Consider the following 16,553-nt stretch of genomic DNA (forward strand, 5'->3'; position numbering starts at 1 on the left):
GTTTCTCGAAGCGGGTTAAACCCGTTTTCGTTCGGGTCGCTGCCGATTCCGGCCGGTACCGGCTCGGGCCGCCACCGGTCCCGGTGATCCCTCACGCCACCGCGTGCGTCGCGATCCCGCCGACCTCGCGAACGCCGAGGATCTGGTGGCGCCAGCCGTCCCCGGCGTCGACGCACAGCGCGCCGGCGTCCGTCGCCGCGAGCGCGATCCCGGGCCCGTACGCGAGCGCCGTCACGTCCCCCGCGACCGGGAGCGACCGAGGCTCCCAGGCCTCCCGGCTCCAGTCGGTGCCCGCGTGCGCGACCAGTCCCTCGCCGGTGGCTGCGAGGGCGTGGCCGTCCCCGTCCGCGGCCACGTGTCCCGTTGCCGCCTCGATCGCCGCCATCCAGCCGTTCGCGAGCCAGTAGAGCCCATCATCGGCCGCCGCGAGCGGCACCCCGGTACCGGCCACGTCACGGACGGTACGCAATCCGACGCGTTCGAGGCCGGATCGCCCGTCCGAACCGCCGGTCCCACCCATCGTCCCGCCGCTGCTCGCCGCCCGGTGGACGCCGTCGGCGGCCGCGATCAGCCCGGAATCGACCGCGTGTGGCTCCTCGACGGACCCGATGGTGGTCGTCTCGATCGTGGGACGTGCCGTCTCCTCGTCCGCTCCGCTGAACCGGACGTCGACGACGTCTCCGTCGGCCGTCGCCGCGAGGAACCGGTCGCTCCCGCCGGACCCGGAGGGGCCGTCCGTGCCGTTACGGGGGACGCCACCGGTCCCGTCGTCGGACCCGTCACCGACTCCTCGACTTCGCGTCGCGTTCGTGAGTCCGACCGCGGCGGTCGAACCGATCCCGGCCGCCTCGAGGCCGCCGAGGCCGTCATCCAGCTCTCCAACCGCTCCAACCAGGAGGTCCTCGGGGGTCGCGACGGCGAGGAGGGCCGGAGCGTCCGGTCGCTCGTGGATCGCGACGTCCCGAGCCGCGACGTCCGCGACCATTCCGAACTCCCCGATCTTGTCCCCCGAGACGGCGACCCGGACGAGTCCGTCGGCGCTGGCGAGGTACACGTCGGTCCGACCGGCCGACCCGGCGTACACCCGTTTCTCCTCGATCGAGATGTCGTCCTCGGCGGGCATTGGGTGCCACTGCGGCCCGCATCGGGGAAAAGGTTCGCGAACGCCGGCGATCCCGACCCGGTCACGGACCGCCCGGTCACCATCCTCTCCCCCGCGTTTATGAGCGTTCGGCGAGAATCACCGCCGATGGCCCTCCCTTCGGATCTGCTTCGAGCGGTTCCTTCCCGGTCGATGCCTGCCCAAGCGATGTCCGACCTCGTCCCCGTCGAGTTTACCACGTCCGGCGGCGTCCTCGTCCTCCTCGGTCTTGCAGCGCTGTACGCGACGGTCGGGCGCTGGATCTACGTCGACGCCCGGGAACGCGGCAGCGAGTGGGCCTGGCAGTGGGGATTCGGGACCCCGTTAACCGTGTTCCTGGGGATCGACGTGTTCCTGTTGGTAATCGTGATCTACCTTCTGCTTCGGGCGTCGGCCGATCGTCCCATCGCCTCGAGCACGGACCGCTCCGACTGAGGCGGCTCAGGCTCCGATCGAGGCACCCACCGAACACGACTCAGGCCGCGTTCCGATCGACACCCGCGTCCGCACCCGGATCCGCCTTCTCGATCTCGACTTCGACGTCGTCCGGGTCGAGGCCGATCCGGGCGAACTGCGTTCGGACGTGCTCCTCGGCCGCCGCGATCGCTCGATCGCGGGACTTGAACCCGCGCGGGGCCGGCTCCTCGAAGGCGATCCGGATCTCCTCGCCGTCGACGGTCAGGGCGGATCCACCGCTGTCGACCTCGTAGAAGGCGTCACAGACCCAGACGTACGGCGCGTCCTCCTCGGGCGCACCCGCGTAGCTCGGGGGCTTCTCGCCCCGCTCGAAGACGGTCCCGGTCAACGCCGTCCCGCCGCCGCGTCCGGTCACGAGCAACATACGATCGACTACGGTCCCGACACGGTTAGCCGTCGGGATCCGATCCCGCCGGAGCCGAATCGAGCCGGACCGACCCTCCCCGAACCGGCTCCGACCGACCCCATCCGACCGACCGATCCACGACGCCTCGGGGGAAAGCGATTTGCCCCTGCCCCGGCGTGTGATAGGTATGACTCTCGAGGACTTCACCGAGTTCTCCGCCGATGACGACGACGCCGCGGCCGATGATCCCACGGCCGACGGTACCACGGTCGACGATCCCGCGGTCAGCGACGCCGCGACCGATGGTGTCGCGTCCGACGATCCCGCGGAGCAGGCGGACTCGGTCGAGACGGAGTCGCCGTCCGGCTCCGGTGCCTTCGAACGATACGCCGTCGAGGCGGCCGGCGAGGACGACGGCCTCGGCGTGATCTCGGTCTCACAGGGGCTTCGCGTCGCCGAGGACGCCGAGGAGACGACGCTGCGCGCGTTCGTGACGACCGGCAACCGCGACTCGGTCCGGCTCGGAAAGTACCTGATCGTGCCGTACCCGGACGGCGAACGCCTCTTCTGTCGCATCACCGGCCTCGAGTACGCCCAGGAGTTCCGATCCGATGACGCCACCGAGATCCACGCCCGTCGGCAGATGCGCCGCGACGAGTTCTCCGAGCGTGACTACAAGTTCGTGGCCGAACTGGAACCGATGTCGGTCGTCTACGACGACGGAGACGGCGGTGACGACAGCAAGCGGCGGATGACCGACCGCGTTCCGAAGCCGGGTGCGGTCGTCGAGGAGGCCGCCGACGCCGCGGAGATCAAGACCGGGTTGAAGATCCCGGCAGATGGCGTCTTCCTCGGCCACCTCTCGGTCGGCGGCGAGACCGTCACGACCGCGGCCAGCCCGCCGACCGTCGACTACCGGTTGAACGACGACGACGAGAACGGCGACCCGCTCGTCTTCCGGCACACCCTCGTGGCCGGCGGTACCGGCTCCGGCAAGACCCACGCCTCGAAGAACGTCCTCCGGCAGTACCTCGATGCCGACCGAACCTACGAGATGGACGACGGACGGGCGGTCCGGATGGCGGTGGTCCAGTTCGACCCGCAGGACGAGTACGCCCAGATGCACGACGACAACCCGGAGATCGACGACGACTACGCGCGCCGGTTCGAGCGGGAGGGGATCGCCCACGGCGGCCACGACGACACCGTCGCGCTGGTGCCGACGACCCCGACCGCGACGTATCCGGGTGAGGGACACCGCGCCGAGCGCGTCGCGTTCACGATCCCCTTCTCGATCGTCCGCGATCGACCGTGGCTCGTGGCGGGATCGAGCTTGAACGACAACCAGTACGCAGGGCTGGTAACGCTTCTCAAGCGGTTCTTCCGCGACTACGGCGACGACGGAACCTACGACCAGTTCGTCACGTCCCTCGACGACCCGGCGCTCAAAGAGGAACTCCACGAATCGGGCCGCGTTCACGAGGCGACCTTCGACGCGGTCAAGCGGCGTGTCCGCGCCGTTCCCGGCGGCGTCTTCGACGGCGACGCTCGCCCGATCACCGAGCTCGATCACACCCTGGTTCGGCCGGGCGGACTCACCGTGATCCCGACGTATCACCTCCCGACCTCCCGGCAAAAGGAAATGTTCGTGCTCGCCGTCTCGTCGTATCTGATCGACGACAAGCTCTCGAACGACCCGACGAGCGACCGGATCAAGGAGACGCCGCTGACGATCGGGATGGACGAGGCGCACAACTTCCTCGCGGACGCCGACACCGTTCAGGCGCGGAAGGTCATCGGGAAGTTCACTGAGGCGGCCAAACAGGGCCGCAAGGAACGGCTCGGGCTGTTCCTCATCACACAGGACCCGCAGGACATCGCCGAGTCCGTCTTCAAGCAGATCAACACCAAGATCGTGTTGAACCTCGGCGACGAGGACGCCATCGCGAGCGTCAACATCCCGACCGAACTCGCCGGGAAGGTGCCGTATATGGAGACCGGACAGATGGTCGTCTACTCGCCCGATAACTCCGAGCCGGTCGAGCTCAGCGGGCTCCCGCGATGTCTCACCCGTCACGGATCCTGAGCACGGTTCGGTGACTTTTGATCGGCCCGTCGATCCCGTGACGGCCACGACGCTTTTGACGGGGCCGCTTGAACCCCACGCTATGGTGAAACGGATACTCGTCCCCGTCGACGGCTCCGACTGCTCGAACGAGGCGCTCCAGTTCGCCGCCGAGGAGTGGCCCGCGGCGGAGTTGGTGCTGCTTCACGTGATCAATCCCGCCCGGTCGTCGGCCGGCTCGGAGCTGGGCGTTCCCGGCGCGGTCGAGCAGTGGTACGAGAACGCGACGACGCGTTCGGAGACGGTGCTTTCGAACGCCGCCGCGACCGTCGACCGCGACGTCGAGACGCTCACCGAGGTGGGCCGTCCGGGGAACACGATCCGGGACGTCGCCGAGGCCGAGGACGTCGACGCGATCGTCATCGGCAGCCACGGTCGCACCGGCGTCTCCCGCGTCCTTCTCGGCAGCGTCGCCGAGGGAGTGGTCCGGAAGGCGTCCGTGCCGGTCACCGTGGTTCGGTGACTCACGGGGCGGCGTTCCACGTTCAGCGGACGGTCCGCGTTCAGAAGATGTTCGCCTGCTGGTAGACCGAGATCCCCTCGCTCGTGATCTCGTAGGGTTTCGTCTCCCGTGAGTGGTTCGCGTTGCGGATCTTCTGGATCTCGATCGCCAGCCGGGTTTCGCGGAAGTCGGAGGGGCGGACGTACTGGAGGATGAACACCGCGTCGGTGAGGTACTCGACGATCCCGTGTCTGGAGGCGTAGGAGTTCGACTCGCTGGCCTCCGAGATGAGCATCGTCGTCACGCCGGCCTGTTTGAGTGACCTGGTAAATTCGAAGATCTCCGACCGGCGCTTGGCCGGGTGGTCGTACATCATCTCGAGCAGCGACACCGAGTCCAACACCAGCCGCTCGGCGTCGAACTCGCGGATGAGCCGGCCGAGTTCGTTGCCGATCGAGGCCAGCGAGTTGGCCATCTCGATCGGGTCGATGGAGACGACCGAGAGCATTCCATCGGATTCGTACTCACGGAAGCCGTATCCCTTCTCCTCGGCCGTCGAGAGGATCGCCTCCCGGCTCTCCTCGAGGGTGATATAGACTCCGCGATTGCCGTTCGTGAGCGCTTTGTGGATGAATTGCAGCCCGAAGGTCGTCTTTCCGGTTCCGGCTGACCCGATCGTCGTGATGAGCGACCGTCGCGGGACCCCGCCGAGGATCATCTTGTCGAGTCCCTCGATCCCCAGGTCCATCCGTTCGATATCGGATTCGAGTTCGGCGTCCTCAAAGTCAGTGCCGCCCGACGTCGGAGGGGGTCCCGCGTCGCCGTCGTCGCCGAACGACGCGAAGCCGAACTCGCCGTCGGACCCGCCGCCGGGTCCGCCTCCGGGACCGGCGTCGAAGTCGGGAGGCGTCCCCGGTTCGGTTTCCGTGGGGAAACCGACGTCGCCCGACTCATCGCGATCCGTCACGTCGCCCTCGCCGTCGTCGACATCTCCGAACTCGCTGTCGTCGACATCTCCGAACTCGCTGTCGTCGACATCTCCGAACTCGCCGTCGTCCTCACGGTCGCCGACGGTGGACGTATCACGGGGTCGCGACGAGCCCGGATCCGCCTCGGACGACGAGCCGCTGGCTGATGCCGGCTCGGGGTCGGTCCCTCCTGCTGGGTCGGCTCCGTCGGTTGGTTCCTCTCCGCCGGCACGACCCGCACCGGTGGTGTCGGACCCGCCTCCGGCCGCGTTCGCCTCCGAGAGTTCTCGGCGTGCCCGTTCGAACCAGTCTTCCTCCTCCGTCTCGTCGTCGACCGTCTCGTCGTCGGGTGTCCCCTCCTCGTCCAACCGATCGCGTTCACCGCTCCCGCCGTCTTCGGTCATCGGGCACCCCCGGACCGATCGGCATCGACGACATCCGACCGTCGGTGCGATCGCCGAAACCGATCGTTTCGGTGCTCGTGTGCCCGTGTTTTCCCCCGACGACGTCCCATATCCGATCGATGGGCGGGTCACGGCTTGAAACTTTACGTGTGGTTTTTGATTACGGCGCCGAACTCGGCGGTATGGACGTCGGGATCGTCGCACAAAAGGAGAACCCTCGCGCGGCAGCGCTCGTCGATTCGCTTGCGGACGCGCTCGCCGACCGCGGGGTGACCGTCCGGATCGACGAACTGACCGCTGACGCGCTTTCGGCGTCTGGAGCGCCCGTTTCGACGTTCGACACCTGTGATATCGTCGTGGCGATCGGCGGTGACGGGACGTTCCTGTTCGCCGCCCGCAACGCCGACGGAACGCCGATCCTCGGCGTCAATCTCGGAGAGGTCGGGTTTCTCAACGCGGTCGCACCCGCGAACGCGGAGGATGCGGTCCTTTCGGAGGTCGCCGCGTTCCGTGAGGGGACCATGAACGTCCGCGAGGTCCCGCGGCTCGTGGCAGCCGTCGACGACTGGCGGTCGACCCCGGCGGCGAACGAGGTGACGATACAGGGTGACCGCCGTGGCCACGGGGGTGGTCTCGACTACACGGTCAGTATCGATGGATCGCCGTATTCGGAGACCCACGCCGACGGCGTGATCGTGGCGACCCAGACCGGGTCGACCGCGTACAACCTCTCCGAGGGCGGGCCGATCGTCCACCCCGGCGTGAACGCGATCGTTCTCACCGAGATGTGCGCGGAGGCGGGGATGGCGCCGCTCGCGCTCGATCCCGACGTCGATCTGGCTGTCACGGTGACGGACTCCCGGACCGGCTCCGTGGCCGTCATCAGCGACGGTCGACGGCCGACCACGTTCGACCCGCCGGTCACGGTGACCGTCTCCAAAGCCTCGGTTCCGATGCGGATCGCCGGCCCTCGCTCGGACTTCTTCGAGGCGCTCGGCAAACTGGAGTGAGTTCGGATGACACGGATCGGCGTCGACGAGGCTGGCAAGGGGCCGGTTCTGGGGCCGATGATCGCCGCCGCCGTCCGGGCGGACCCGGCGGCCCTCCCCGACGGCATCGACGACTCGAAACGCATCGCCCCGGCGCGTCGCGACGCGCTCGATGAACGGCTGCGGGCGCATCCGGCCATCGACGTCGGCGTCGCCGCCGTCGAGCCCACGGAGATCGACGATCCCGAGACCGATATGAACGCCCTCACCGTCGCGGCACAGGCCCGTGCGGTGGTGGACCTGCTCGCGGCGAGCGGATCACCGGCCGATTCCGAAGCTCCCGTGACGGATTCTGAAGCCCCCGCGACCGCTCCCGACGACCCATCGACTGCCCCCGGCGCCTCCTCGACGACGTCCGACCGGTCGATCCGCCTGCTCGTCGACGCCGGGGACGTCTCGGAGGAGCGATTCGGCCGGCGGGTTCGGGAGGCCGTGGAGGCGGCGCTGCCCCGGGAAACCGGCCGTGACACCTCACCGAACGTCTCCGTCACCGCCAGACACGGAGCCGATGCCGACTCGCCGCTCGTGGGTGCGGCATCGATCGTGGCCAAGGTCGAACGCGACCGCCGGATGGCGGCGATCGACGAGCGACATCCCGACTACGACGGCGTCGGCAGCGGCTACCCGAGCGACCCCACGACGACGGCGTTTCTCGAGGCGTACGTGGACGACACCGGCGACGTTCCCGACTGCGCACGCCGGTCCTGGCGGACGTGTGAACGGCTGCTCGCGCGCCACGAGCAGTCGGGGCTTGGGGAGTTTTAACTGGAATTAGGCGCTAAGTCCCCTTCCTCAAGGAGCAACGCAGGGAGCGAAGCGACCGAGTAGCGCAGTAGGGAGGGGATACAGCGTCCCCAGAAATCTTTGAAAGTCGAAGCCGGGTCTGCCGACGCTCGTCCGTCAGCGGTCGGTCAGCAGCATCCGGAGGATGTCCCCGTAGGCCGGTCGCGTGACGAGGACGCCGATGAGGACCCCGAGGATCGTGAAGATGGCGAACCCGGAGAGGTCACCGAGACTCAACACCATCAGCGGTGACATCGCGATGATCGTCGTCGCCGCCGCGGCGCCGATCACCCAGAACGCCCGGCGGAACCGGGAGTCGAAGACCGTCTTCGAGCTGACGTCGCCCTCGCTCATCACCTCGTCGGCGATGATCACGAGGTCGTCGACGCCGGTCCCGACCACCGCGATGAACCCGGCGATGACCGCGAGATCGAGCGGGTATCCGAGGAGCGCGGCGAACCCGAGGAGGGTGTAGACCTCCGTCAGCGCGGTGACGACCATCGGCAGCGCGACCTTCGGCTCGCGGTAGCGGAGGAAGACCATCCCGGCCACGGCGAATACGGAGAGGATACCGATGATGAGCGAGTAGGTCTTGAACTGCTCGCCCTGGGTCGGGGAGATGTACGAGGAGGAACCCTCGCCCAATTCGGCCGGGAGCGCGCCGGCACGCAGATTGATCGAGATCTGCTGGGCGCGCTGGAAGGAATCCTCGCCGGCGCCGGTCGTCAGCCGGAACCCGGGGTCGTTCGCCCACGTTCCCTGGACCATCGACTGGAGGAGGCCGCCGTCCATCCCGAAGTCGTTGACCACCCGGTCGTTGACGACGAGTAGCAGCCGCGGTTCCTCCGACTGCGTGTAGTCGCCGGCACACTTCCCTCGATCGGCCGGATTCGCGGCGCACTTCCAGCCGTCAGTTCCCGGGTTCCCCGCCTGTTGGTTCGCCTGACCGATCGCTTGCTGAAGCTGCTGGGCCGGCGTGGGTTCCCCCGCCGGCGCGGTATCGACGATCGAGACCGGAACGTACGAGCCGCCGCCATCGGACCGGCTCGCGGTCCCGACGTTCTCGAAGTCATCCTGAGTGACCACGGCGCGGTTGCGGGTTCCGTTCCCGTCGTTCGGGATGAAGATGTCGATCCGGACGGTGCCGCGTTCGGCGATCAGCTCCTCGACGTCATTTCGGTCCTCGCCCGGGACCTCGATCAGGACGAACGAGCGCCCGCTCGCGTCGACGATCTCGCGGACGCTCCCGCCCGAGAGCCCGGCCTCGTTGATCTTCCCCTCAATGACCTCGATGGTCGCCTCGAGGGTCTCCTCGGTGACGCCCGGCCGGACGCCGTCATAGGCGTAGCCGGCGGCCTCGATCGCCGCCGTGAACTCCGTCTCGGAGACGTTGGCATCGGTCACCTCGACGGCGCCGGTGCCGCCTTCGCTGGGGTCATCCAACTCCGCATTCACACCGGTGCTCGTCGTATTCGAGAGCTGTCCGGCGACGTTACTCGCGACTGTTGCCGGGTCGTCGCCGTTGAACTCCACATCCGTTGCCGTATAGCCGACAAGTGGCGCACGGATGCGGGTTCCGCCGTCGAGATCGAGACCGAACTGGAGGTTCGTGATCCCGTCGGCGCTGCCGGTATCCGTCCCGTTCCCGATCCCTTCCGCCCCGGGGTCGGGTGCGAACATCGGGGTGAAGAGGACGATCGTGGCGCCCAGCACGGCGACCACGAGGAGCCCGACGCGCCAGTTGCGTTTGATCGCGTCGATCATCTACCGGCTCACCCCCTCGAAGGAGTACCAGCGAAGCAGCGAGACGTTGAGCAGGTACGTGTTCATCAGGTCGGCACACAGTCCGACCGCGAGGATGACGCCGATGTCGCGAAGCAGGTCGATCCCGAAGACCCACGCGACGATCGTCATCACGATCATCGCGGCGATGGACGTGATCGTCATCGTCACGCCGGTGCGCATCGCGCGCTGGACGGACTCGTAGAAGCCGCCGGTCCGGCGCAACACGGAGTTGTTCAACAGGATGTCCGAGTCGACCGAGTACCCGATGATCATCAGCAGCGCCGCGACCGTCCCGAGCGTCATATCGATCCCGAGGAGGTTCATCACGGCGACGGGGATGATGATGTCGGAGAACGCCGAGGCGACGACCGCGATCGACGGCACGAACGTGCGGAACATCGCGAAGACGAGCACGCTCATTCCGAGGAACGCGATCACGACCCCGCCGAGCGCCTGCGTCTGTACGCCGCTGCCGAAGCTCGCGGAGACGATGTCCTCGCCGGTGACCGCGAAGCCGGCCGCCTCGGCCTCGCCCGCGATGTCGCCGAAGTCACCGCTTCCGGCATCCTCCGGAAGGTCCTCCGGCCGGAACGTCACGATGTAGGTCTCATCCCCCGGCGCGTACTGGATCGAGGAGGGCTCGATCGAGAAGGTGTCCGGATCCTCGAGCGCCGCGCGTGCCTCGGGGGTTCCCATCTCGAGATCCGACGTTTCTGACGCCGACAACCGCAGCTCGGCGCCGCCCGTGAACTCGACGCCCAGATCGGCCGGGGCACCCGTCGCGAGGTACCACCCGCCGAGGATCAGAAGCGCCACCGCCAGGACCGCGAGCGGGATCGCGACCAGCTGACGGTTGGTGTAGTCCGTGTACTCGACCTCCGGTACCTCGATCGCTACCATATGTCTCCGGGGTCCGGCTGCGCGCCGAATAAGCTTTCTTATCGCCAGCCACGGCGTCGGTCGATCCGGATTCCCGTTGCGGCGTCGATTGAGCCGCCCCCAGTCACGATGCAGGATCGGCGTGATGCTGAATCCATAACAACGACGTCGCCGAGAGTCAAGTGGCGACAACTATGGTCGGCGAAAGGCGTTACTCCCGTCGCCCCGTATGGGTGAATATGTCACAGTCCGACTCGACGGACTCGACAGATTCGACGGCGACCGCCACGTCGGCGCGACCGACCGCGACGCGGGTCGTCCTCTCGATGCCGGAGGGCGTGAGCGGCTGGGTTCGATCCCAGATCGATACCGACCGCTATCGAGGCTACTTCCGCCGGACCCTCGGCGAGGTCTCGGTCGGCGACGTGACCGAGGAGTTCGTCGACATCGGCTGCTGCGGGAACAACCTCGACATCCCGTTTCGCGTCGAGCGGATCGAGGTCGATGACGGCGGGAATACCGGGTCCACGGACGGGACCGCCGTCGAGGTGGCCGTCGTCGACGAGCAGACGGCGATCGAGTACGTCGATCGTGAGGGCGACGTCGAGGGAGGCTGGAAGGTCCAGAGCGCGGACGGGCCGACGCGGTGAGGTACTGTATGGCGCGGTGAGAAGGCTATATAATGCGGTGAGGTGGTCGAACGACCGACTGCGGCGACGGAATCCTTATCCCGAGCGATCGCCTACCGCCGCCTGGACAGAGGGAGCTCGACTCCCGTGCCGCGGGCGGCGTCGCCGTCCAACGCATGAGGAAAGTCCCCCCACCGGCCGGACGGGCGACCGGGCGCAAGCCCGGAGCCGGAGACGGCTGGCGCTGGAACAGAAACGAGACCCCCTGCCCCGACCGATGAGGCGTGCGAACCGACCCGCAAGGAGAGGGAGCTAACCCGCCGAGGGGCATGCGACGTCTCACGTCGCAGACGGGCAGGAAGGGATGGAACGGCGAATCCTCGCCGGTGCAAGTCCGCGCCGATAGGTAGTCCGGCCACGGCGCGGACGCTCAGCCGAATGTCGAGCCGAACGGAAGGGGGCTTACTCCCCTCAGTCCGCCACTATTCGCCAGCGGCGGCGCCGTTCCGGCCGAACGGACGCCCTTATACGCGTTCACGCGCAACCGGACGTATGATATTCGAGGACCTCCAGACGACCCCGCGCGCGGAGGAACTCATCGACAAGGCGTTCTCGCGGGCCGCGCGAGCCGGCCGGGCGAAGTCCGGCCACGAGGCCCAGGAGTCGATGCTGCGGACCGCCGGCAACGTGCTCTCCGATAACCTCTCGAACGTGGTGACGTCCTGGCCCGACTTCGAGTACGACGTCGACCCGTTCTACTACGAGCTCGCGGACGCGATCGTCGACGTCGACGAGCTCCGCCAGTCGCTGTCGGAGGTAATGTGGGCGAGCCGCCAGATCGAGTCGATCCGCGACGAGTACACGACGAAGCTGCGTCGGAGCGACGTCGACACGGCGCGGAAACACCGCAAGCAGGCGTTCGCACGGATGGCCGACATCGCCGAGGAGGTCGCGGACGACCTCCGCCTGATCGGCGACGCCCGCGACGACCTGAAGACGCTGCCCGACATCCGGACCGACGAACCCGCGATCGTCGTCGCCGGCTACCCGAACGTCGGCAAGTCCTCGTTCGTCAACCGGGTTACCCGTGCCTCCAACGAGATCGCGGAGTACCCCTTCACCACCCGTGGCGTGCAGATCGGTCACTTCGAGCGGGACCACGTTCGCTATCAGATCATCGATACGCCGGGGCTGCTCGATCGCCCTCTCGAGGAGCGCAACGACATCGAGCGCCAGGCGGTCTCCGCCCTCGAGCACCTCGCCGACTGCGTCCTCTTCGTCGTCGATGCCTCCGGCGACTGCGGCTACCCGCTCGAGGTCCAGCTGGCGCTCCTGGAGGAAGTCGACTCGCTGTTCGGCGCGGACGTCCCCCTGCTCACCGTCTGCAACAAGCAGGACCGGTCGACCGACGTGGATGCGGACGCCTATATGAGCGTCACCGAGGACGAGAACGTCGAGGGCGTCCTCGATATGGCGGTCGAAGCCGTCGGGTACGAACCGGACCTTCCCTCGCGGGAGTGACGATCGGCCCGGATCATCCGGGATCAGCGTCCCCCGAACGTGTGTTCGGCACTCAACAGCAGAAGATGAACGGGTAGACGAGCGCGACGCGGTCGCCGTCCGCAAGTGTCGTGTCGAACCCCTGTTGGTTCTCGTTGAACCGTCCGTTCACGAGCACGCGAGCGTACGCGACCGTCTGCTCACCGACGGGATTCTTCCGCCACGTGCCGGGCAGTTCCTCGGGCGTCGGTGCCCAGCCGTGTGCGGTCGACTCCGACTCCGACTCGGCGATGAGTAGCTCCTGGAGCTCCGGATACTCCTCGAACAGGGCGTCGAGGAACTCCCGGAGGGTGTCACCCTCGAACCGGTACTCGAACTCCGACCGGTCGAGCGCGGTCCGAACGTGGCCGGTACACCGGACCGTGACGGTCGTTTCACCCTCCCGGTTCGACGGCGTCGCCGTCGCGGCGTCGGCCTCGGCGGCCTCGGTCGTCGTCTGCATATCGTCTCGTTCGTGCCCGACGTCCCTCCCCGTTGTGCCGAATATGTTCGCTATCGTCGAACCGGAGTGGACGCGCGGGTCACCCGGTCGTCTCGGCCTCAAAGATGACGTGGACCTGTACGTCGACGCTCACCTCTCCCGTCTCGATGGACGTCGAGGACCCGCCGTTGCCCGCGGCGTCCTCGGTGACCGCCATCGGCTCGGCGCGGTACGGCGAGACGCGGTCGTCCATCGTCGAGATGGTGTAGACGTCGATGACCTCGAGTCCGGTGTTGTTCGCGAGCATCCGGGCGCGCCCGTCCGCGTTCTCGACCGCGTTCTCGAAGGCCGTGGTTCGCAGTTCCTCCTCGCGCTCGTCGCTCAGCCCGAACTGCACGCGGTTGACGCTGTCGGCGCCGGAATCGACCGCGACGTCGATGACCTCGCCGACCGCCTCCACGTCGTGGACCTCGATCTCGTACTGGTGAACCCCGACGTATTCGGGCTCCGTACCCTCACGCTCGGCCTCCGGTACCGGACGGCGCTCTCGAATGTCGTAGCGTGTCGTCCGGATCTGGTCGTCCTCGATCCCCCAGTCCTGGAGGGCCGATCGAAGCGACGCCTCGTCGGCGGCGATCTCCTCTCGGACGGCCGACGAGGAGTTACCTCGTGCCTCAACGGCCACGGTGATCGTCGCTCGGTCGGGCTCGGCGGTCGCCTCGCCGTCCGCAGTCACCTCGATCGTTCGGTCCGGTTCGCCGTCATCCGTTGGCGTGGCGTCGCCGGCGACGCCCGCACAGCCCGCCAGGAGGAGGGTCGCGGCCAGCGCCAGCGCACCGATCAGTCGTCTGTCCATACCGACACTGTGTCGGGAACGGGCCTTAAGCCAGCGATGACACAAAGAACGTTTTGTCCCAGCACGGCGCTCGACCGAAGTCGGCGGCGATGGCTGTGGCCGAAGCGCTCGCCGGCCGGTCGTCGACCATCAGTCGGATCGGTCCACGTCCGAATGGCGATCAGCCGGAGCGATCGACCGTCAATACGCGTACCTCGACGGCGACCTGTCCATCGACGACCGGCTCGATGCGGTCGTCGAGACGCGCGGCGAGCCCGGCGACGGTGGTCCCCGGCTCGGATCCAACCGTTATCACCACGCGTTCGGTCCGTAATGGAGGTATGCTGCCGGTTCGATGTACCTCCAGGTCGATCAGGTCCAGCTGTGCCTCCGCCAGCGCCAGCTCCGACTCGACCGCCTCCCGAACGTCCTGTTCGGTCGTGGTCGCGACGTAGGTGTCGTAGGTGACGCCGCCGAGGAAGACCGACAGGATCGCGATGGCCGCCAGAAGCGCCGTCACACGCTTGAGGAGCGCCGATTTGGCCTCCGCCTCACGGAACCACGAGTCCGGTCGATAGCCTTCATACCACAGGACGACGAGTGCCGCGAGGTTGATCGAGAGCACGTTGACAAGCACGAGCACGCCCGCCCCCAGCGCGAGTCGTGGGATCCCGAAGGCGATCCCGATCCCGACTGCCGCGGCCGGCGGGATCAACGCAACGGCGATCATCACGCCCACGAGCGCGGATGAGACGCCGGTCATCAGCGAGAGAACCCCGGCGATCCCGGCTCCGAGTGCCACCGCGAGGACGAGCACGTTCGGAGCGAGCCGCTCGGAGACCTCCGCGAGCGCGAGCGGGTCGAGGCCGGGCGGAACCAGGTTGAGCGTGCGGAGCCCTGCGGCGAAGACCGCGGCGGATCCGACCGCGAGGACGACGCCGAGTATCTGGAGCCGGACGCCGCGTCCGAACAGCTCGTCGTCGTCGACGACGGTTCCGACGGCGGCCGACATCGCCGGGCCGATGAGGGGCGCGATCACCATCGATCCCACGACCGTCGCCGGCGAGTCGAGCAGCAGCCCCGCGGTGGCGATGACCGCCGAGATGACCGTCATCAGGACGTACGTCCGGATGCCCGAGACGAGACCCGTCGCCTTCGTCTGCAGCTCCTCCTTGGCGATCCGGTCCTCGCTGTGGTCCGATTCCTCGGCGTACCGCTCCTCGAGCTGCTCGAAGCGCCGGGAGATGACCGTCTCGGCGTCGACGATGACGGTGTAGGTCTCCTCGTCGATCCCGGCCTCCCGGAGCCGGTCGAGTACCGGTTCGACGGCCGCGGTTGGAAGCGGGAACGAGACGACGCCCGTGTACTTTCGCCCGCTCGTCTCGTCGGTCACCACGTAGTCGATCCCCTCCTCGTCGAGCGCGTCGAGGATCGCCGCACGCTTGCCGGCCGGGATCATGACCTGTACGAGTCGCACACTCCCCGATGGAGTCGTGATCGGTTAAAAACTCGGGGGTCGCAACCGTCACGGGCGCCGCGGGGCGGTCGTCACCGCGTGTACGTCCGCAGCGACGCGAAACCGCGTCCGTTCTCGGCGGTCTCGAAGACGTCCACGAAGGCGAAAAGCGGCTCGCCCGACGCCGCCAGTAGCCGGCCGTGGACGGCGACGTCGTCGCCGTTAGCGTAGACGTCGTCGATCGCGTGTGAGGTATCGGTTCTGGGGCGGTCCTCGCGCATGAACTCGACAAACCGGTCGCGTCCCCGGAGCGTTCGGTCGGGTCGGTCGTGAACGAACTCGGCGTCCAGAAGCGTCCGAAGGTCCTCATAGCGAGCCTCGTCGATCGCCTCGTAGTACCGCCGTGCCCGTCGCCGTGCGTCGCGGCCGTCCATACGGACGTGGTCGGGTTCACGAGCCAAAACGTCACGGATCGATGCGGGGATTCGATCCACGTCGCTTTTCTCGACGCCCCATCTACGGTTATGGGTGAGCGATCCCGTTTCACTCGGCTGTGACCCGCTCGACGATCTGCTCGGCGGCGGGTTCGAACGCGGCGTGGTCACCCAGGTCTACGGGCCGCCCGCGGCGGGCAAGACGAACCTCGCGCTGTCGGCCGCCGTCGAGGTGGCCGCCGAGGGTGGAAGCGTCCTCTATATCGACACCGAGGGGCTCTCGATCGACCGGTTTCGACAGATCGCCGAGGCGAGAACCGACGACGACGTCGAGTCGGTTGCCTCCCGACTGATCATCACCGAAGCGTACGACTTCGACGACCAGCAGGAGGCGGTTCGGGACGCCGCCGAGTTCGCCCCGGAGGTCGACCTCATCGTTCTCGACTCCGCGACCGGCTTCTACCGGCTGGAGCGAACCGCCGACACCGAGGGCGGGGAGTCGCTCCGGAAGGTCGCCGATCAGGTCACCCACCTCCTCTCGCTGGCCCGGCGCCACGACCTGGCGGTCGTCGTCACCAACCAGGTCTTCACCGATCCCGAAAGCGACCGTGCTCGGCCGCTGGGCGGTCACACCCTCGAACACTGGACCGGCGCGGTCGTTCGCGTCGACCGCTTCCGCGGCGGCAATCGGCGGGCGACGCTGGAGAAGCATCGATCGACGGAAACCGGCGGCCACGCGACGTTCCAACTCACCGGGGGCGGGATCGAACCCGCTGGTTCCTCGGACGGAGTTGACCCGTTCTGAATCGCGGTGATCCT

The 16,553-nt window shown here is 67.7% G+C and carries 17 protein-coding genes and 1 other RNA gene; 9 read left to right on the plus strand and 9 right to left on the minus strand.

Annotated elements, in window-relative coordinates:
• Positions 1-91 precede the first annotated feature (91 nt).
• Positions 92-1,123, minus strand: a complete 1,032-nt coding sequence (locus BLW38_RS11320; RefSeq protein ID WP_092817341.1) for an HVO_0234 family beta-propeller protein — start codon at positions 1,121-1,123, stop codon at positions 92-94.
• 126 nt (positions 1,124-1,249) lie between these two features.
• Between BLW38_RS11320 and BLW38_RS11325 the strand changes: the two genes are divergently transcribed.
• A complete protein-coding gene (locus BLW38_RS11325; RefSeq protein WP_177167490.1) occupies positions 1,250-1,576 on the plus strand; it encodes a hypothetical protein in 327 nt (108 codons plus the stop codon).
• A 40-nt stretch (positions 1,577-1,616) separates the two neighbouring features.
• Here the strand turns inward: BLW38_RS11325 and BLW38_RS11330 are convergent, their stop codons facing one another.
• On the minus strand, positions 1,617-1,982 hold the full coding sequence (locus tag BLW38_RS11330; protein WP_092817342.1) for a DUF7113 family protein: 366 nt from the start codon (positions 1,980-1,982) through the stop codon (positions 1,617-1,619).
• 169 nt (positions 1,983-2,151) lie between these two features.
• Between BLW38_RS11330 and BLW38_RS11335 the strand changes: the two genes are divergently transcribed.
• Positions 2,152-4,050: an ATP-binding protein gene (locus tag BLW38_RS11335; protein WP_092817343.1), complete on the plus strand. Its 1,899-nt coding sequence runs from the start codon at positions 2,152-2,154 to the stop codon at positions 4,048-4,050.
• 82 nt (positions 4,051-4,132) lie between these two features.
• On the plus strand, positions 4,133-4,552 hold the full coding sequence (locus BLW38_RS11340; RefSeq protein ID WP_092817344.1) for a universal stress protein: 420 nt from the start codon (positions 4,133-4,135) through the stop codon (positions 4,550-4,552).
• A gap of 40 nt (positions 4,553-4,592) precedes the next feature.
• Here BLW38_RS11340 and BLW38_RS11345 read toward each other — a convergent pair whose 3' ends face one another.
• Complete coding sequence (locus BLW38_RS11345; RefSeq protein WP_092817345.1) at positions 4,593-5,903, minus strand: KaiC domain-containing protein; 1,311 nt, start codon at positions 5,901-5,903, stop codon at positions 4,593-4,595.
• Positions 5,904-6,085: 182 nt separating this feature from the next.
• On the opposite strand from BLW38_RS11345, the gene BLW38_RS11350 reads away from it, so the two are divergent.
• Together BLW38_RS11350 and BLW38_RS11355 are read left to right on the plus strand one after the other, a co-directional pair.
• Positions 6,086-6,913 carry an NAD(+)/NADH kinase gene (locus BLW38_RS11350; RefSeq protein ID WP_092817404.1) on the plus strand — a complete coding sequence of 276 codons (828 nt, stop codon included), beginning with the start codon at positions 6,086-6,088 and terminating at the stop codon, positions 6,911-6,913.
• A gap of 6 nt (positions 6,914-6,919) precedes the next feature.
• Complete coding sequence (locus tag BLW38_RS11355) at positions 6,920-7,717, plus strand: ribonuclease HII (protein ID WP_092817346.1); 798 nt, start codon at positions 6,920-6,922, stop codon at positions 7,715-7,717.
• A gap of 135 nt (positions 7,718-7,852) precedes the next feature.
• On the opposite strand, the gene BLW38_RS11360 is transcribed toward BLW38_RS11355, so the two are convergent.
• Positions 7,853-9,499 carry a preprotein translocase subunit SecD gene (locus tag BLW38_RS11360; protein ID WP_092817347.1) on the minus strand — a complete coding sequence of 549 codons (1,647 nt, stop codon included), beginning with the start codon at positions 9,497-9,499 and terminating at the stop codon, positions 7,853-7,855.
• Entirely contained in the window at positions 9,500-10,420 is a 921-nt protein-coding gene (gene secF / locus BLW38_RS11365) for a protein translocase subunit SecF (RefSeq protein ID WP_092817348.1), read from the minus strand.
• A gap of 218 nt (positions 10,421-10,638) precedes the next feature.
• Between secF and BLW38_RS11370 the strand changes: the two genes are divergently transcribed.
• The 3 genes from BLW38_RS11370 to BLW38_RS11380 all read left to right on the plus strand — a co-directional run bounded on the left by BLW38_RS11370 (position 10,639) and on the right by BLW38_RS11380 (position 12,549).
• Complete coding sequence (locus tag BLW38_RS11370; RefSeq protein ID WP_245710182.1) at positions 10,639-11,049, plus strand: hypothetical protein; 411 nt, start codon at positions 10,639-10,641, stop codon at positions 11,047-11,049.
• A gap of 105 nt (positions 11,050-11,154) precedes the next feature.
• Positions 11,155-11,505: RNase P RNA component (rnpB, locus tag BLW38_RS11375), an RNA gene on the plus strand.
• 75 nt (positions 11,506-11,580) lie between these two features.
• A complete protein-coding gene (locus tag BLW38_RS11380) occupies positions 11,581-12,549 on the plus strand; it encodes an NOG1 family protein (RefSeq protein ID WP_092817349.1) in 969 nt (322 codons plus the stop codon).
• Positions 12,550-12,601: 52 nt separating this feature from the next.
• Here the strand turns inward: BLW38_RS11380 and BLW38_RS11385 are convergent, their stop codons facing one another.
• The 4 genes from BLW38_RS11385 to BLW38_RS11400 all read right to left on the minus strand — a co-directional run bounded on the left by BLW38_RS11385 (position 12,602) and on the right by BLW38_RS11400 (position 15,734).
• Positions 12,602-13,030 (minus strand): MoaD/ThiS family protein, encoded by a 429-nt coding sequence (locus BLW38_RS11385; protein WP_092817350.1) that lies wholly within the window; start codon positions 13,028-13,030, stop codon positions 12,602-12,604.
• A gap of 79 nt (positions 13,031-13,109) precedes the next feature.
• A complete protein-coding gene (locus BLW38_RS11390; protein ID WP_092817351.1) occupies positions 13,110-13,865 on the minus strand; it encodes an SIMPL domain-containing protein in 756 nt (251 codons plus the stop codon).
• A gap of 160 nt (positions 13,866-14,025) precedes the next feature.
• On the minus strand, positions 14,026-15,321 hold the full coding sequence (locus BLW38_RS11395; protein ID WP_394327081.1) for a TIGR00341 family protein: 1,296 nt from the start codon (positions 15,319-15,321) through the stop codon (positions 14,026-14,028).
• A 71-nt stretch (positions 15,322-15,392) separates the two neighbouring features.
• Positions 15,393-15,734 (minus strand): nuclear transport factor 2 family protein, encoded by a 342-nt coding sequence (locus BLW38_RS11400; RefSeq protein ID WP_092817352.1) that lies wholly within the window; start codon positions 15,732-15,734, stop codon positions 15,393-15,395.
• Between the two features lie 94 nt (positions 15,735-15,828).
• On the opposite strand from BLW38_RS11400, the gene radB reads away from it, so the two are divergent.
• Positions 15,829-16,539, plus strand: a complete 711-nt coding sequence (gene radB / locus BLW38_RS11405; protein ID WP_092817353.1) for a DNA repair and recombination protein RadB — start codon at positions 15,829-15,831, stop codon at positions 16,537-16,539.
• The last annotated feature ends 14 nt before the right edge of the window (positions 16,540-16,553 follow it).

The organism is Halopenitus malekzadehii (genome assembly GCF_900108505.1).
Taxonomy (GTDB): domain Archaea; phylum Halobacteriota; class Halobacteria; order Halobacteriales; family Haloferacaceae; genus Halopenitus; species Halopenitus malekzadehii.

Excerpts from the sequence above, each read along its gene's own strand:
- BLW38_RS11320 (WP_092817341.1), bottom strand. The coding sequence starts at position 1,123 with ATGCCCGCCGAGGACGACATCTCGATCGAGGAGAAACGGGTGTACGCC.
- BLW38_RS11325 (WP_177167490.1), top strand. The coding sequence starts at position 1,250 with ATGGCCCTCCCTTCGGATCTGCTTCGAGCGGTTCCTTCCCGGTCGATG.
- BLW38_RS11330 (WP_092817342.1), bottom strand. The coding sequence starts at position 1,982 with ATGTTGCTCGTGACCGGACGCGGCGGCGGGACGGCGTTGACCGGGACC.
- BLW38_RS11335 (WP_092817343.1), top strand. The coding sequence starts at position 2,152 with ATGACTCTCGAGGACTTCACCGAGTTCTCCGCCGATGACGACGACGCC.
- BLW38_RS11340 (WP_092817344.1), top strand. The coding sequence starts at position 4,133 with ATGGTGAAACGGATACTCGTCCCCGTCGACGGCTCCGACTGCTCGAAC.
- BLW38_RS11345 (WP_092817345.1), bottom strand. The coding sequence starts at position 5,903 with ATGACCGAAGACGGCGGGAGCGGTGAACGCGATCGGTTGGACGAGGAG.
- BLW38_RS11350 (WP_092817404.1), top strand. The coding sequence starts at position 6,086 with ATGGACGTCGGGATCGTCGCACAAAAGGAGAACCCTCGCGCGGCAGCG.
- BLW38_RS11355 (WP_092817346.1), top strand. The coding sequence starts at position 6,920 with ATGACACGGATCGGCGTCGACGAGGCTGGCAAGGGGCCGGTTCTGGGG.
- BLW38_RS11360 (WP_092817347.1), bottom strand. The coding sequence starts at position 9,499 with ATGATCGACGCGATCAAACGCAACTGGCGCGTCGGGCTCCTCGTGGTC.
- secF (WP_092817348.1), bottom strand. The coding sequence starts at position 10,420 with ATGGTAGCGATCGAGGTACCGGAGGTCGAGTACACGGACTACACCAAC.
- BLW38_RS11370 (WP_245710182.1), top strand. The coding sequence starts at position 10,639 with ATGTCACAGTCCGACTCGACGGACTCGACAGATTCGACGGCGACCGCC.
- BLW38_RS11380 (WP_092817349.1), top strand. The coding sequence starts at position 11,581 with ATGATATTCGAGGACCTCCAGACGACCCCGCGCGCGGAGGAACTCATC.
- BLW38_RS11385 (WP_092817350.1), bottom strand. The coding sequence starts at position 13,030 with ATGCAGACGACGACCGAGGCCGCCGAGGCCGACGCCGCGACGGCGACG.
- BLW38_RS11390 (WP_092817351.1), bottom strand. The coding sequence starts at position 13,865 with ATGGACAGACGACTGATCGGTGCGCTGGCGCTGGCCGCGACCCTCCTC.
- BLW38_RS11400 (WP_092817352.1), bottom strand. The coding sequence starts at position 15,734 with ATGGACGGCCGCGACGCACGGCGACGGGCACGGCGGTACTACGAGGCG.